This window comes from Levilactobacillus muriae, assembly GCF_045862015.1.
GTDB classification, from domain to species: Bacteria; Bacillota; Bacilli; order Lactobacillales; family Lactobacillaceae; genus Levilactobacillus; species Levilactobacillus muriae.
Genome location: NZ_BAAFRU010000018.1, coordinates 16,279 through 32,086 on the forward strand (window position 1 = coordinate 16,279; position 15,808 = coordinate 32,086).

Here is a 15,808-nt window from a genome sequence, read left to right on the forward strand (position 1 = left end):
CAACCACAACAGCCGCAATTACGTAGCACCGCGCATTCAACTAGAACAGGTCTAGCTGCTGTGGGGCTAAGTTGTCCCATTGCAATCCCAGAATCGCCTGCAAGCGCATGGCGTTCGGCGCCGCATCCTTGCCGGAGTTATTGTTGAAGATCACACAAACATCCTTAGCCTGCGTCGCCAATTGACGAACCAAATTCGCCAGCGTCTGTAGCTCCTCTTCACTGTACTTATACAACGTCCGTGTCTTACGCCAGCTAGCCCCTTGGTTGAACCAGCCCTGCTCATTACGTCCGTGCAGCCGTACGACGGCTAGATCAGGTGTGGTTACCGTTTTAACCAGTGGAATCCCGTTGTTCAGATTGTGCGGTTCATCTGTCGTGACGTTAGTCATCTTTAATGAGTGTAGATACGCCATGACGTCGGCCGTCATCCCAGATTCTTCAAACCAACTAGGACTGCGGAATTCCACCGCTACCGGTAATTGCCCCATCTGAACGCGCACATCCCGTAAATATTGGATATTCGCCGTCGTCCGATTGAAGTACGGTGGAAACTGGAAGAGTACTGTCCGTAATTGCTTGTGGTCGGTCAGTGGCTGAATTGCTTCACGAAACTGGAGAAACGCCGTCGCCCGCTCTTCATCGGTGGCTGGCTCACTACGTTGGTCGTGACGGGTCATCACCTGATTGGCCTTCAAGATATACGCAAAGCCATCGGGCACTGCCGCCTGCCAATTTGCCACCGTACTCTGCCGGGGAATCCCATAAAAAGGGGTATCCAATTCGACGACCGGAAAGTGCCCGGCATACTCGCTCAACGTTACCGGTCGATCTTCCCCGCCAATTAAGGCGGGATGTTCCTTCCAAGTCGTTAGCCCGATCGTAATCATCCTGTCACCTCTTACTTTAAACGTTCAAACCGTTTGATCAAATCTACTTCTGGCGTGGTCAACCGCCCCGTCAGCTGACTGATCAAGCGTTTACCGGAAACCCGATCGTTATATCGAATCGCAGTCACACAGATATCAATTAGAGCAAACATGACCGTCACCAAGATGGCCTCACGTCGATTAAAGGTCGCATTAAAGAGAGTCACCAGTTGGCCACTAAATGCCAACTGAATGATACTGTAGACCAGTAGCGTATCGGGGAGAAGTTGGAGCACGTTCAACCACCGTAACCGCCACACTAGCTTTCTTAGTTGTGCAATGACTTCTTGATGACTCATCGTTTCACCCTCAGACGCGCAACGCGTCGAAGAACTCAGTTGCGTCGGCTTGAACCATATCATAGGTAAAGCCCAGGTTTAATTTTTCTTGATTCACAACCACGACCTGTGCCTGCTGATTACGGTAATCGAGGAGTCCTGCAAACGGATAGACCCGCATGGAGGTTCCCACGATGACGACTAAATCAGCTTGATTCATCGCCGCCACCGCCCGCTGCACGTTGGTGGTGTTCAAGCCTTCATCATACAGAACAACGTCGGGTCGCAGCCAGCCACCATCGGCGTCGTGGTATGGCGACTTCAGATAGTCATGCCAGTCGGCCTTGGTGCCACAGACCTGACAGTACACGTTATAGAGATTCCCGTGAAATTCAACCAAGTGTTGGGTATCCGCGACGTTGTAAAGATTATCGATATTTTGGGTAATGACCGTGGCCCGGTTCTGCCGAGTCAGGGCCGCTTGTTTCTCATGAATGACGTTGGGTTTAGCATCTGGATAGTACAGATTCTGCTTCACATAGTCGTAAAAGACCTCTGGCTCCTGTACCAAACAGCTGTGACTCAAGTAGTATTCCGCGTTTCGGTGTCCCGTATACAGACCGTTCTTGGATCGGTAATCCGGAATCCCAGACGGCGTTGATACACCCGCCCCAGTTAAGAATACAATGTGCTGAGCTTGATCAAAGGTCGCTTGTAAGCGCGCTTCCATCCCCATCATCCTTTCCTTGTCTTGGTGCTCTAACCTTGTCGTTGCTACCTCCGCCGACGACGACTGCTAGGGTGTCCGCTGGGAGACCACTTCTAGCAGCTATAGACGAATATATACGCTCAGTTTACCGCAAAATAAATGGCATTTCGAGTTTATTAAAGAGCTCTTCAACTGTCATGTCGTAAAGCTTCGTGAAGTAATCCGGCGTGTCATCCTTAGGAGCTGGTTCTGGCAACACAAAAGCGTTCTGTTCATCGGCGCGATTGAACCCCACATAGGCTCGCCGTTGCGTCTTTTTCTCATGCATATCGGAGTGATACAGTTCAAAGATTTGTTTGACTTTCAAACTGAGTTGTCGCTTAGACATGACACTGGTCAACGTGGTGAATTCGGTGTTATGGAGCGCTGGCAACTGCCAAGCTTCCAATTGCGCATCGAAGGCCTTGAACAACTTAACCACGTTCCGACGTAAGGTAAATGGTGAATCAACTGGTTTCGCTGTAATCACTGCATACAACTTCTTGGCTGCAGCTAAACTAATGGGGTAATCCTTTTCGAAATCTGCCATCACCTTTTCATCATCTGAACCAAAGAAGACCAGTGCATCCAACAATGTCAGTGTCCGCAACGTCATTTCGTCATCAACCGGTGTTGGCTCTGGTTTAATGGTGGCTTTCACACCAGCCAGGTAGAGGTCCTTGATCTCTGGCGTGATTAAACCGTGCTTCTGCTGCTCACTAACCACGACAAAGTGACTCACAATATCGTAGAGTTCAGTTCCCATGATCATCAGCTGCTCATCCAATTTCGGCTGACCCGTCGTCAGGGAGAAGAAGACTTGTGGGAACCCAGAAAGAACCATTAGCAAGTGTAGCAATTCGTGCGAAGCCGTGTAGTTAGGCGCCGTCAAATCAGCTACTTGGATGGCAATGTCCTTACCCATTTGCATCTGTTGAGCTTGGTCGTGCCGTACGTAACCGACTTGAAGTTCACCAATGAATTGGACTTCGACTTTACCAGGATAAATGGCGTTGACCTGATTCAATAATCCCTGGACCGCCTCGTTAAGTTGCACATCTTTTGCTTTCATCATTTAAGTTGTCACCTATTTCTCTAAATTTGCATGGCGCACGGCAAGCAAAGCTGCTTTGGCCTGTGCCGTCGTCGGTTGCGTATGACCGCGGAGTCGGCCCACTACCGCTGGAACTTCTCCCGGCGTCGCACCGACCGACAGCGCGAGTGATTTTAATTGTAATTGCATGTGGCCATGTTGAATACCATCTGTCACGAGCGCACGGAGAGCTGCCAAGTTCTGAGCCAATCCCACGGCGGCCGTCACACCCATTAACTCACGAGCCGAAGTGATCTGGGCAATCTGCTGATTGATGACCACTAACGGAAAGACCCGCGTGGCACCACCAACGTAACCCAACGCTAACGGTAAGGTTAACTCGCCGTGCAACGTCTCATCATCGTCCAGCCACCAACGACTGAGACTCTGATAACTGCCATGACGACTCGCATAGGCATGCGCACCACTTTCCACGGCCCGCCAGTCATTGCCCATGGCCAAGACAACGGCATCGATGCCGTTCATAATCCCCTTATTGTGGGTGACTGCCCGGTAAGGATCATGCTCAGCAAAGTCACTGGCATCACAGATCCGTTGGGCAACGGTCGCACCATCAATGGTGTTTGTTGCCAATTGATCAACTGGCACCGCTACTTCGGCGGTCGCTAGGCTGTGCGTAGCATAGTTGCTTAAGATACTCATCAAGACGTTGACGGTTAAATGTTTCTTTAAATAACTCGCAACGGCCTCACAGATGGTGTTGACCAGATTGGCCCCCATCGCTTCACCGACATCAATAAATAAATCCAGTGACATCCAATACGGCGGAACACACCGAATCCGTATCGACCGGGCGCCACCGCCATGACCAATCAGTGAGGGATGGACGTCATTGGCCACCCGCAAGAGATCATCTTGATGGGCAATTAACCAGGCTTTGACCCCAGTACAATCGGCGACGTGACTCAGGACGATCTGTCCCATGACTTCACGTCGTTCAACTGTCGTGGTGATTCCTCGTTCACTAGTCAACAGCCGCCCGCCATTGCTAGCAGCCGCGATCACGGAGGGTTCCTCCGTCACCATTGGCACCGCAATGGCCTGGCCGTTCACCCGCAGATTCACGGCGACCCCTTCAGGGAGGCCGTAAGTTGTGAGATAATTTTCAATCAAATCAGCATCGGCCGACCGCTGTCTGGCGGCAATTCTCGCCAATTGTTGAACCGTTAAATGACTCTGCTGAGCCAATAAGTCGCGCCGGGCCCCATAGGGTAGCCGGTAGAATGGTATTTGTGCCATAAGACATTCCTCCTAGCGTTGACTGAGATATTCGGAAATAATGCCCTCGCGGACCCCACTTTCGGAGAAAACAACCCGATCGGAGTCCAACATCTGTAAAAGTGTTACCAATGGCAACATCCCACCGATAATAATATCGGCGCGGTCTAGTTCTAGGCCGGAGATACGTTTACGCTCGCCCAACGGCACCCGCAGGAGGCGCTCGAAGGTCTTCATAACTTGTTCCGTAGTTAAACGATAACCGTGGATGTTCTCCACGTGCAAAATCTTTTGCTGTTGACGGTTCATCCGGGCCAGTGTCCGGTTAGCTCCGCCCAACAAGACCAATGGTAAATGCTTGGCATCGTTCAACCACCAAATATCGCGGAGTCGTTCGCGTAAGAAGACTTGCGCGGAGAATAGGTCCACCGCTCGAACCCGGTCATCTAACCGAAATTGTTCGGACAGATTGACCGCACCAAACGGCACGCTGATCAAGTTGGCATCGCGTCCCTTCTTGATGTGGACCAATTCACAACTGGCTCCACCAGTATCTAAAAGCAGACAGTCCTTCGCCTTCAAACGATTCACGGCGCCGAGGTAGTCGTAATAGGCTTCCTGGTCGCCGGACAGCACTTCGAGGTCAATGTCGGTCGCCACCGCCACGCGCTTGAGAAATTCATCTCGATTGCGCGCTTGACGGACAGCCGCTGTGGCAATCCCCCGGACAACAAGGTTCGGGAGTTGCTCGTAGTACGGTCGAAACGACTTCAGTGCACTAATCGTACGATCCATCGCCTTCGGTTGGAGAATCTTCTCGGGGCCCATGCCCTCCGACAAACGACTGTCCACCTTGACGCGATTGACCTCGCGATAGGTGCCGTCATCATGGAGTTCGTTAACGGCCATGCGGACCGAATTCGATCCGAGATCAACAATGGCTAAGTTTTGCATAGACTCTCCTCCGTTTCGGTCTAGCCGAAGTAGTCGATACCAATAGCGTGTCGAACTTCATGTAACGTCTGTGCGGCAACCTGGTTCGCTTTTTCACTACCCTGTTTCAAGATATCGTAAACGGCATCCTCGTTGGCAGCGTACTGTTCACGACGTTCGCGAATCGGTTGAAGCTTGGCCTGAAGGACTTCGTTCAAATACCGCTTAATTTTAACATCACCGAGCCCACCGTGCTGGTATTGTGCTTTCAAATCAGCAACTTGCGCCGTATCGTCGGCAAAAATATCGAGATACGTAAAGACCGTATTGCCCTCGATGTGGCCTGGGTCTTCGATGTGCACGTGCTCAGGGTCAGTGTACATCGACATTACTTTCTTCTGAATATCATCGGCACTATCAGCCAAGTAGATGGCATTGTCCAACGACTTACTCATCTTGGCGTTGCCGTCGAGGCCAGGAATCCGGCCTTGGCCCTTAGGTGGGAAGTAGCCTTCTGGTTCAACCAGAATTTCTTGTTCGTAAATACTGTTGAAGCTGCGAACAATTTCACGTGTCTGTTCCAACATCGGTTCTTGGTCTTCCCCAACGGGAACTGTGTCGGCCTTGAACGCTGTGATATCAGCGGCTTGGCTCACTGGGTAGATGAAGAACCCAGCTGGGACACTTTCACCAAACGCTTTTTGCTTGATCTCCGTCTTAACCGTTGGATTCCGATTCAACCGGGCAACGCTGACCAAGTTCAGGTAAGCCATCGTCAATTCGCTAAGCGCTGGAATCTGAGATTGAACGAGGATCGTAGACTTGGCAGGATCGATTCCCACTGCCAGGTAGTCCAAGGCCACTTGTAATAGGCTGTGGCGAATCTTTTCGGGATCACGAGCGTTGTCGGTCAACGCTTGCATGTCGGCGATCATGATGAATGTGTCGTAATCACCCGTGTTTTGCAGGGCAACCCGGTTCTTCAGTGACCCGACGTAATGTCCAATATGGAGTTTACCTGTTGGTCGGTCACCTGTTAATATAACGTGCTTTTTAGTCATTAATACTCTTCCTTTCTGAAAAAGCGCCCCATTGGAGAAGGACTCCAATAGGACGCTAACTTGCGCGGTACCACCTAAATTGTGATCGTTATGACCACCACTTTTGTCGTTAACGGGACCCCGCGATAATTGATTATCGATTGACTATTCAGACGTGACCCAATTCGACGCTAAAACCGTTTCAGCACGGGCGGTTTCTCTCTGGACTTGGCCTACTTTATATCACGACTTTCATGTTCTTATTTTAGAGGTTTTCGTTGAGAAAGTAAACCGTCTTGTCGGCCAGGAATGTCCCTAGCCGTGCCGACAATGTTAGACCGGGCGGTTTCCCCCGGCATTACATCGTGGGACGACCTGAGAGACACCTGAACTTGGCGGCTTTCAGACGAGCCGGAAGCACGTCCTTTGGCTGGAGGCGTTCCTCACAGTAGGCGGTCCCCACAGACGCCGGAATCTCTGACAGACGCAGGTGGCAATTTTCGACTAATTTTGTGGATTGACTCCCTGTTAACTGGATCATTCTAGGTGCACTTGGACTTTCAACCGTTAGTAACCGACAGCCCCAATCGCTTTGATTGACAGGAGGCTCCAAAATGACTAAACTTGTTAAGCAATTTAGCCTATCCAAAGGAGGCGGTCATTTTGACCACCAGCGAAGAATCCCAGGAACAACAGCGTGTTAACCACGTCGCTGCTCAGATCGGTGAGCGGATCGATAAGACCACGTCCGACTACACCGCTGCGCATAAAGAATTGCGCAATGTCTTGAAGAATTACAGCGAAAACACTTCGGTCAACTGGTTCGAAGTCGATGACCGAATCGAAACCAGTGCTGAACTGCAGCAACAACGGGCATTGGTCTCCCGGCTAACTGAAAATCAAAATATTATTCAAGATCAACTTGATACCTTTAAAGAACTCCAACGGTCGCCTTACTTTGGCCGGATTGATATCCAGGATCCCGGCGAAACGACGCCGGAATCTCTCTACATTGGCACGGCTTCGTTCGTCGATGACGATCAGAACTTTCTGGTCTACGACTGGCGAGCACCTATCTCCAGTATCTACTATAATGGGGTCCTCGGTCAGGTTGCTTATAACACACCCGCCGGCGACCAACAGACCGACCTTTTGAAAAAACGACAATTTCTGATCAAAGACGGTCAAATTGAAAACATGTTCGACACCAACGAAACCGTTGGCGATGAAATGCTCCAGCATGCGCTAGGTGAGCAGAACGACGCCACCATGCAAAACATCGTGGCCACCATTCAGCGAGAACAAAACGATATTATCCGCGATACGAAGAGCGACCTGCTCGTCGTCCAAGGGGTGGCCGGTTCTGGTAAGACCTCCGCAATTCTGCAACGGATTGCCTTTCTGCTGTATCACAGTCGCCGCGACCTAGAGGCTGATCAAATTGTCCTCTTCTCGCCCAACCGACTGTTCAGCCACTACATCAGTGATGTCCTCCCCAGCTTAGGGGAACGTAACATGCGTCAGGTCACTCTCGCCGAGTTTCTCACGCAACGCTTCCAAGGGCTGAAGGTCCAGACGCAGTTTGAGCGGTATGAAGCCGACCAACAAGCCCCCGTCAACCATCAGCTGCGTGACTTCCGTGAGAGCGCCGCATTGATGACGGCGGTTAGGGATTACTGCCACACCTGTCCGGCCGATGAGCTAAAGTTTACTGATATTCGATTCGATGGCCGTGTGTTCTTCAGCAAGGAAGAAATCCGCAGCATCTACACAGCATTCCCGGACGCCACTGCACCGGCCGACCGCTTTCTACGGACCAAGAATGCCTTGGAAAAACGTCTGAAACACCGTATTGCGGATGAAGCCAAAGCCGATTGGGTGCGTGACGAGATCGACCAGCTCAACGATGAAGATTATCACAATTGGTTAGGCGCTAATCATCTCGGTGAATTTGAACAGCTCGATGACGAGATTGACTTCATTGCCCGCCAAATCGTGCGGAAACGTCTGCGATCAGTCGACGACGCCATTTATAACGGTTACTTCTTGGACGCCTACAGTCAGTACACAGCCTTCTTGAAACACTGCCCGTTACCAAGTGCTGTATCCACAACTGCATGGCAGGCCGTGATTGCTGCCTATCAACACGATATTGAATTTCACCATTTAGCTTTGATTGACGCGGCACCATTGCTCTATCTACGTGACCTTTTGATCGGTGGTGGCGCCAACCATCGCATGCAACACCTGTTTATTGATGAAATGCAGGATTACTCAATGGCCCAGCTGATCTACCTACAACATGCCTTTCCACGGGCTAAGCTGACCCTGTTGGGCGACAGCGAGCAGGCCCTGTTCAAGGCCGTGGAATCACCCGAGTCCATTCTGAAGAAGTTGGATGCGGCATTGAACGTTAAACGCTCACGGTTAATCACACTGCGACGATCCTACCGCTCGACTTACCCCATTACCACCTTTGCCAAGGCGCTGTTGCCAGATGGCGACCAAATCGAGGCCTTCAACCGACCCGGCGATCTGCCTAAGGTGGTCATTCGCTACGACGAAGATGCCGCCTTCAAGGCTTTGGCTAATGAAGTCACAACAGAGCTTGCCACCAGCGGTACCGTCGCCATTCTCACCAAGAGTACGCGCGAAGCCAAACGCGTTTATCAGGAACTACACGCACAATTCGACCTGACTCGACTGACTGACACAGACCGCTCCTTACCTAAGGGCGTCGTCGTCCTGCCCATTTACTTGGCCAAAGGATTGGAATTCGACAGTGTCATTGCCTACAACGTCTCGGCGGAGAATTATCCTGACGAACAGATGACCGGGACGCTCTACACGATTGCGTCACGGGCCATGCATCACTTGACACTGTTGAGCATCGGCGCCGTTTCACCGTTGATTGCCTCAGGAAAGATGCCCCAGGCAGATTTAACGATCGAACATGAATTTCAGAACTAAACCTGACACTTTCGAACGACCTTGACCAGCGTCTGCCGGTCAAGGTCGTTTTTTAGCACCCAGCCTTGCATCTTGCCATGAAACCCATATACTCAGGACAAGGGGATGAACCATTATGAGGACAACACCATCAAAATTCAGGATCACCATTGCCTACCTATTCTCATTTATCATCCTGGCTTTCCCATTGCTCTTGATAGTCTCCGGTAGTATTGGGGTCGCGACGCACGATGTTTTCCATCCGGATACGTTTATCTTTTTCGGCCTAGTCTTGCTGGGACTCATCACGCTGGTCGCTGTTCCCATCATACTCACCAACTGGCATCGTCTGGGCTGGTCAGGTCTGTTGTCTCATCAGCGTATTCTGACAATTGCCTACAGCACCGCCTTGATCTTAGGGGTGCTGATCTGGTGGCTAGTAACTGACGTGTTGCCGCAAAGCTGGCTCACTTGGTTGGCACCCTTGGGTTAAGTTGACGACTCATGATCGTTATCGTACTTTTTCTCATAGTTCTTTCTGCTCGTATCGCGTACACTGGCAAGTAAGGGGATGAGTCATTATGCAGCACAACCGTGAAACGCGTACACTCGAACTCAGTCTTACCGCCCTCTGTCTCGGCGGTCCCATGCTAATTTTGCTGTTCGGCACCACCTTTGATGCCTCTTATCTCGGCACTTATATGCTTGGCACATTACTGACATGGGGAATCGTTGGTCTAATTGGCACCATCATTTACGCAACCCAGTGGCGCCACGTTGGCTGGAATCACCTACCGCGTTATCGCCAAGTTTTGACCGTTCTGTACACCGTCGCTTTCGTCTGTGGTCTCTGGCGCTGGCTTGCTTTGTTCGAAATTTTACCTGCATTCTAAATCCTTCACCTGAAGCTGGAACAAAATTCCGGCTTCTTTTTTATTGCCAGAAACCTTCCCTGTTCATTCAACCACCTAGTTTGATCACTTCACCTAACGAGGCCAGTCGCTTTGATTGTTTCCACCAGCCAAGCCGACTACCGTGGAACTCACACAAAGAAAATTCTGACTTGGAGTGACCACAATGCTATTACCAAAGTATTGTCAAACAAAACTTGGCATCTTTAAAATCAGTAACGCTCTCATTCTGCTCTTCTGCTGGATCGTTCAGGTGACTGCTGTCAAATTGGGCCCCATCCAGCCGCTGCGGACATTGCGCACGTTGCTGATCTTCACCGCCGCTTACGCAGTAATGCTCTATCTGCCGGTAAAATTGAAGAAATACGTAACTGCCAATGTGCTAACTGAGATTCTGTTGGATTTCAACGTCGTATTAGCTGTGTACGGTCTGATTCTACTCATCCTACCCCACGCGTTGGATACGGCTAACCTGTCTTCTTCGCAGGCTGGGCTCGGCATCTTTTTCTCCTTGCTGGGCATCCCCATGCCCTACATCCGGCCAAATGGCATTTACGGGATTCGTCTCCCCTGGACGCGCAACTCCACGGAAATCTGGGACAAGACGAATCTATTGGGCGCTCGCTTACTCTTTGTCATTGGCGTGATTAGCCTCTTGATTGGTACCTTCCAGGCCGCCTGGTTTATGATGTCGCTGATGATTGGCGTCATCATTTTGGCCGCCGCCACGGTTGGTTATGCCTACCATTTGTCGCAGCCGTAGCTTGAAAAATTTAACACCGAACGAACATAGAAAAATCCCGTCGTCGCAAATAGCTTAGGTTATTTGTAACAACGGGATTTCTGTGTGTAATTTTAAAAGATTGCTGGCGTCTTCATTGTAGGAAACGTCGTGTGGCGACCATAGTTGTGATAGCCCTTGTAGAAGTATAGTTGGCTCTTCTGAACCTTCAACTTGTAGGTCATCCGTTGGCCATCAAACTGCACTTTGCTGCCCTTGGGCGAGTATTGAATACCGGATAACTGATAGACGTGGTGGCCCAATGACCGGTACTTCAGCTTCTTCAGTCCATATCCTGGCAGCCGATAATAGTGATTGCTACCTTCGTCCAGACCAAAGAGATTCCCCGTGCTCTTGGTCTTACTGTAAGTAATATAGGCCTTATTGTCTCCTTTACCGTTATGAAACCAGGTGTGGCGCAGGACTTTAGGCGTTCCCGCATGCCACGTTGCCGCTTGTGCCGAGGTCAGGTCAGTCGCCGCTAACCCTAGCGACACGGCTGCAAGACCAAGTAAAAAATAAGGTTTAACCATGGTGCAAACTCCTCCTCCGAATAACCACCGGTGTTCCTTCTCTTTAACGATACGCATTACCCACCGGTAAAGCAAGACAATTCGTTTTAACCCTACAATGACTCAAGCGACAGACTAATCACCAACTAGTCGATTTACTCAATCGACGGCCGACGCTACGGTTGCCTTTGGCATACGCTTTAACGTCTGCTTCAACAGCAGTGGCGCTAGAATCGTGGCCAACACGATCACCAGAATCATGGCGGAATAGTTGGCATTTCCCAGCAGACCAGCTTGGTGACCAATCTGCGCGGTAATCAGCCCCATCTCACCTCTGGCAATCATACCGGTTCCAATCACGCTACTGCTGGTCCAGGAAAATCCGCACAACCGCGCACCCAGGCCACAGCCAACCAGCTTAGTCAGGCAAGCCAACACGGTTAGTCCCACAATAATCCCCATATTCTCTGCCATGTGGTCGAGCGTCATGTTCAACCCCACACTGACAAAGAAGACCGGAATAAAGATGGCGTTTCCCAGCGGCTCCACGTGATCGGCTAAGACGGCTCGGTACGGCGTATGGGCCACGGCAATGCCGGCGAAGAAGGCACCAATGGCCCCACTCAACCCGACAATATCGGCTAACCAGGCCATTCCCAAACAGATGACCATTGACATAATTGTGACGCTGGAGGCCATGACGAGCCGTTCACTTAGGTGCATCAGGTATGGTGCCACCCATTTAACCAATATGTATGTGCCACCAAAGAAGGCAATTTGCTCGATCAAGACAACGGCCAAGTTGGGTTGGCTCCCAGCAGTCTTGATGCCCTGACTAGCCAGCAAGCTGATCATTAAGGATAACAGCACCACACCCATGATGTCATCAGCCACGGCTGCACCTAGGATGGTCGCGCCCTCACGCGTAGATAGCGCGTGAAATTCCTTTAACACGGCTACGGAAATCGAGACCGATGTCGCGGAGAAAATCACCCCGATGAAGAGGGCTTCCAACGCACTAAAGCCCCACCACCAAGAGGCTAGACCCATCAGCGCAATTGGAAAGATTACGCCAAGCGTCGCGACCACGATGGCCGGGCGCAGATACTTCATCAGAAGCGCCAGATTGCTTTCCAGTCCGCCCAGAAACATCAGAATAACCACCCCAATGTCGGCAAACAGGTTGACCAAACTATTGAGTTGAATCCAGTCAAGCATGGCAGGCCCGATTAATATTCCAATGACGAGTTCGCCAATCACGGCGGGGACCCCTAACCGGTTGGCGAAATTTCCCGCCAACGTCGTCAATACCAGAATCAAACACAGTGTTCCGAGAAAAGCCATCCTCATTCCTCCTTCTTTAAAAATTAATTAGGTTCTATCATACGCTACTTTGTCAGGCCACAAAAGAGAAAACTGCCACCAATTTCCGACAGCCGCCGTCAGATGTCAGCATAAGAAGTGAATTACCCCATTAGTTTATCGTTGGCATTAATTAATTCCACCGATTTTGGTACTTTCACCTAACAATTAGTGGTAAACTTTGATTACGCTTTCAATTACAATTGATTTGCTCGGAAAGAGCGTTTAACCTAACCAACACCCCGGACAGATCCTAAAAATTCCGAATCGAAGTGAGATGCTCGCCATGAAACACGCATTCCGGCCACCTGGCCACAAAATACATATTAGCAGGCTCCTGCCCTATCTCCGCAACCGCAGAGTTCTGGCCGGCCTCGGCATCTTCTTGATTGTCCTTGCCAGCCTGATCACGGTTCAAGCACACCGTAATCAAGGGAATCAACCTACAACACCAGCGCCCCAACCTGCCACGGCACACCAGATCGCCAAAAAGCAACGCCACGTGAAGCATCAACTTCATCATTATTTAAAGTCCGTCACGGCCGATGGAACCACCAGCGTAAGCTTCTACAATTTAGGTCCGGTCGCTGGCAGTGCCGCGGCTAAGTCGACGATGGCCACCAAGTTCTACAAGTCTGGGGTCCTCGCAACCTCGGCCAATGCCCATACACCAGAGGTCTCGGCCAGCACATATAAGCTTTACATCGCGGCCTATCTCTTCCATCAGCACGCAGCCGGGCTGTATACCTGGACGCCTACTGAGGAAGATGGCTTCCACCGAATGATCGTCAACAGTGCTAATGACTTCTCCGAGGACGTCGTCGACACGTACGGTCCCGTCGCGCTCAACGACTACCTCGCAAGCCAGCACTACTACTCCCCCACCTTCGTCAGTGGTGAGGCTGCGACGACGACCGCCCACAGCTTGACCCTCGTACTGAGGGATCTCGCCACACAGAGCGGTTCGTTCAGTCATGCTAAGGATCAACAAAGGCTCCTGTCGTTGATGAAACAACAGGTCTACCGTACGGGGATTCCCGCCGGAGCTGCTGCAGCGCAAAAAGGCACGGTCGTTGCCGACAAGGTCGGTTTCTTAGCCGATACTAATAACGATGCCGCCATCGTCACTCTTCCCAACGGCGAACGCTATATCCTAGTTATCATGACCCACGGCCACGAGCAGACCGGTTTTAGTGGCTTCCCACGGATGGCTAAGATTGCCACCCACGTTCAGAAGCTCGTCTACAACCCCTCGATTGTTAAGGGACTCAGTAAATAATCCAATAAAAATTAAGATTAATGCTAGAAAACGCCATTTGGTTTTCTAGCACTAATCTTTTTTCTTATATTAACCCCTTTCGAGATACCAGGCCCGATAAACATCTGGCTGAAGGACCGCCCCCATAATCATCGCCGTTAAGTCAGCTAGTGCTTCCGGTGTGTCTGAATAAAGGCCCGCGCGCACACCATCCGCATAATGAAAAACGGGGCGCGCAAGGAAGTACCGCAAAAAATTCTGGTCGGTTGCCCGCAAGACATGCTGATCGACGCCATCCTGCAGCAACTGTTGAATCCGCTGATTAGCCAAGTCATCACGTTTCAATCCCCATTTATGTTTCAATTTAATATCATCTAACAGGATTTGAATGGCCGTAACAGTCTCTGGCTGCGCTATGGCAAACTGATACAACGCCCGCACACTGGCCACAATCTGCGTTGTCAACGGCTCTTGTCCCTTTAACGCTGCCACAACAGCCACACTCTGTTGATGGACGGTCATGCGGTAAACGGCTTCCAGCAGTGCCTGCTTATTTTGAAAATAAATATAGAGGTTCGACTGGGGAATTCCGGCCAGTCTGGCAACTTTCGTCGTGGAAAAATTAGCCATCCCCCCCTTCGCCAACACCGTCACAGCAGCAACCAACAGACGATCATGCTTTTCTTCATCTTTTAATTTCACGACTTCTCATTCCTTTTGACCAATTTTATTTAGTTTAACAGTTGACAAAGGATAAGTCTATCTCTTATAATAACAGCGAGTTAAAAGATAGACTTATATTTTATGAAAGAAGATCCTCACTTATGAAAATCACACTAACGGGTTCACTCGGCCACATCAGCAAGCCCCTTGCACAAGCCCTAATTGCCGCTGGTCATGACGTTACGATCATCAGTCACAGCGATAAACGGACGGCTGATATTGTCGCATTAGGTGCCACTCCCGCCATTGGTAGTATCGCTGACGAATCCTTCTTGACCCAAGCCTTCACCGGTGCCGATGCCGTCTACCTCATGATTACCGCCGCGACCAATGAAGCAGATGTTTTTGAAGCCGGTCGCAAGCAAGCCGAGACCTATGCTAATGCTGTAAAAGCTGCTGCTGTTAAACAAGTCGTCAATCTCAGCAGTGTCGGTGCTAATCTGGGCCCGGAAGTTGGTGCCCTCCACATCTACAACATCATTGAAGGGGTCTTAACGCACGCGCTTCCCAACGTCAACTTAACCTTCTTGCGGCCAACCGGCATGTTCTACAACCTCTTCAGCAATCTAACCACCATTAAACAAGACCACACCATCTACACCAATAGTAGCCTTACAAAACCCAATTCATGGGTTGCGCCTGTCGACATTGTCCCCGTCACTGTCGCAGCACTGACGTCACCACTTGCGGGTGTCACCAGTCAATACGTGGCCAGTGACGAAAAAAGTTACACTGAAGTCGCCGCACTCTTGGGGCATGCCCTGGGATTTGAAATCAAGCTGGTACAGATCAGTGACGACACCATGGCACAAAATTTACGCGCTAGTGGTGCCCCCACTAGCTTCACCCAACAATTTGTCAAGATGACGGCCTACGAACGCGATAACGATTTCTACGCTGATTACCGCGCCCACCAGCCTGTGCTGGGACCCACAAAATTAACGGACTTCGCTAAAGAGTTTGCTCAGGTTTACCAAAAATAACCCTATAGCATCACAACAAGGGACGAAACCACACTTTGGTTTTGTCCCTTGTTTTTAATATTGGTTAGGC

16 protein-coding genes are annotated in these 15,808 nt (G+C 50.6%); 6 read left to right on the forward strand and 10 right to left on the reverse strand.

The window, feature by feature from the left end; translation table 11 throughout:
- Positions 1-40: 40 nt before the first annotated feature.
- From ACKTSF_RS11570 to trpS, 7 genes are all read right to left on the reverse strand, one after another.
- Positions 41-889 (reverse strand): DUF72 domain-containing protein, encoded by an 849-nt coding sequence (locus ACKTSF_RS11570; RefSeq protein WP_407889590.1) that lies wholly within the window; start codon positions 887-889, stop codon positions 41-43.
- Positions 890-900: 11 nt separating this feature from the next.
- Positions 901-1,227 (reverse strand): hypothetical protein, encoded by a 327-nt coding sequence (locus tag ACKTSF_RS11575; RefSeq protein WP_407889592.1) that lies wholly within the window; start codon positions 1,225-1,227, stop codon positions 901-903.
- Positions 1,228-1,237: 10 nt separating this feature from the next.
- Entirely contained in the window at positions 1,238-1,936 is a 699-nt protein-coding gene (locus ACKTSF_RS11580; RefSeq protein WP_407889594.1) for an NAD-dependent protein deacylase, read from the reverse strand.
- Positions 1,937-2,060: 124 nt separating this feature from the next.
- Positions 2,061-3,026: an IpaB/EvcA family protein gene (locus ACKTSF_RS11585; protein ID WP_407889641.1), complete on the reverse strand. Its 966-nt coding sequence runs from the start codon at positions 3,024-3,026 to the stop codon at positions 2,061-2,063.
- Between the two features lie 15 nt (positions 3,027-3,041).
- Positions 3,042-4,307: a hydroxymethylglutaryl-CoA reductase, degradative gene (locus tag ACKTSF_RS11590; RefSeq protein ID WP_407889596.1), complete on the reverse strand. Its 1,266-nt coding sequence runs from the start codon at positions 4,305-4,307 to the stop codon at positions 3,042-3,044.
- A 12-nt stretch (positions 4,308-4,319) separates the two neighbouring features.
- Complete coding sequence (locus tag ACKTSF_RS11595) at positions 4,320-5,240, reverse strand: Ppx/GppA phosphatase family protein (protein ID WP_407889598.1); 921 nt, start codon at positions 5,238-5,240, stop codon at positions 4,320-4,322.
- A gap of 20 nt (positions 5,241-5,260) precedes the next feature.
- Positions 5,261-6,280 (reverse strand): tryptophan--tRNA ligase, encoded by a 1,020-nt coding sequence (gene trpS, locus ACKTSF_RS11600; RefSeq protein ID WP_407889600.1) that lies wholly within the window; start codon positions 6,278-6,280, stop codon positions 5,261-5,263.
- Positions 6,281-6,922: 642 nt separating this feature from the next.
- Here trpS and helD point away from each other — a divergent pair.
- The 4 genes from helD (at position 6,923) to ACKTSF_RS11620 (ending at position 10,882) form a co-directional block, all read left to right on the forward strand.
- Complete coding sequence (gene helD, locus ACKTSF_RS11605) at positions 6,923-9,229, forward strand: RNA polymerase recycling motor HelD (RefSeq protein WP_407889602.1); 2,307 nt, start codon at positions 6,923-6,925, stop codon at positions 9,227-9,229.
- A gap of 115 nt (positions 9,230-9,344) precedes the next feature.
- Positions 9,345-9,701, forward strand: a complete 357-nt coding sequence (locus tag ACKTSF_RS11610; RefSeq protein WP_407889604.1) for a hypothetical protein — start codon at positions 9,345-9,347, stop codon at positions 9,699-9,701.
- An 88-nt stretch (positions 9,702-9,789) separates the two neighbouring features.
- The gene (locus ACKTSF_RS11615) at positions 9,790-10,101 is read left to right on the forward strand and encodes a hypothetical protein (RefSeq protein ID WP_407889605.1); all 312 of its coding nucleotides are present in this window, start codon (positions 9,790-9,792) and stop codon (positions 10,099-10,101) included.
- 184 nt (positions 10,102-10,285) lie between these two features.
- Entirely contained in the window at positions 10,286-10,882 is a 597-nt protein-coding gene (locus tag ACKTSF_RS11620; RefSeq protein ID WP_407889607.1) for an SdpI family protein, read from the forward strand.
- Positions 10,883-10,974: 92 nt separating this feature from the next.
- Here ACKTSF_RS11620 and ACKTSF_RS11625 read toward each other — a convergent pair whose 3' ends face one another.
- Together ACKTSF_RS11625 and ACKTSF_RS11630 are read right to left on the reverse strand one after the other, a co-directional pair.
- Positions 10,975-11,433 (reverse strand): hypothetical protein, encoded by a 459-nt coding sequence (locus ACKTSF_RS11625; RefSeq protein WP_407889609.1) that lies wholly within the window; start codon positions 11,431-11,433, stop codon positions 10,975-10,977.
- Positions 11,434-11,571: 138 nt separating this feature from the next.
- Entirely contained in the window at positions 11,572-12,756 is a 1,185-nt protein-coding gene (locus ACKTSF_RS11630; RefSeq protein WP_407889611.1) for a cation:proton antiporter, read from the reverse strand.
- 304 nt (positions 12,757-13,060) lie between these two features.
- Here ACKTSF_RS11630 and ACKTSF_RS11635 point away from each other — a divergent pair, with 304 nt between their 5' ends.
- Positions 13,061-14,053, forward strand: a complete 993-nt coding sequence (locus ACKTSF_RS11635) for a serine hydrolase (RefSeq protein ID WP_407889613.1) — start codon at positions 13,061-13,063, stop codon at positions 14,051-14,053.
- A 69-nt stretch (positions 14,054-14,122) separates the two neighbouring features.
- Here the strand turns inward: ACKTSF_RS11635 and ACKTSF_RS11640 are convergent, their stop codons facing one another.
- Positions 14,123-14,734 carry a TetR/AcrR family transcriptional regulator gene (locus ACKTSF_RS11640; protein ID WP_407889615.1) on the reverse strand — a complete coding sequence of 204 codons (612 nt, stop codon included), beginning with the start codon at positions 14,732-14,734 and terminating at the stop codon, positions 14,123-14,125.
- Positions 14,735-14,856: 122 nt separating this feature from the next.
- Here ACKTSF_RS11640 and ACKTSF_RS11645 point away from each other — a divergent pair, with 122 nt between their 5' ends.
- Positions 14,857-15,738 (forward strand): NmrA family NAD(P)-binding protein, encoded by an 882-nt coding sequence (locus tag ACKTSF_RS11645; RefSeq protein ID WP_407889617.1) that lies wholly within the window; start codon positions 14,857-14,859, stop codon positions 15,736-15,738.
- The last annotated feature ends 70 nt before the right edge of the window (positions 15,739-15,808 follow it).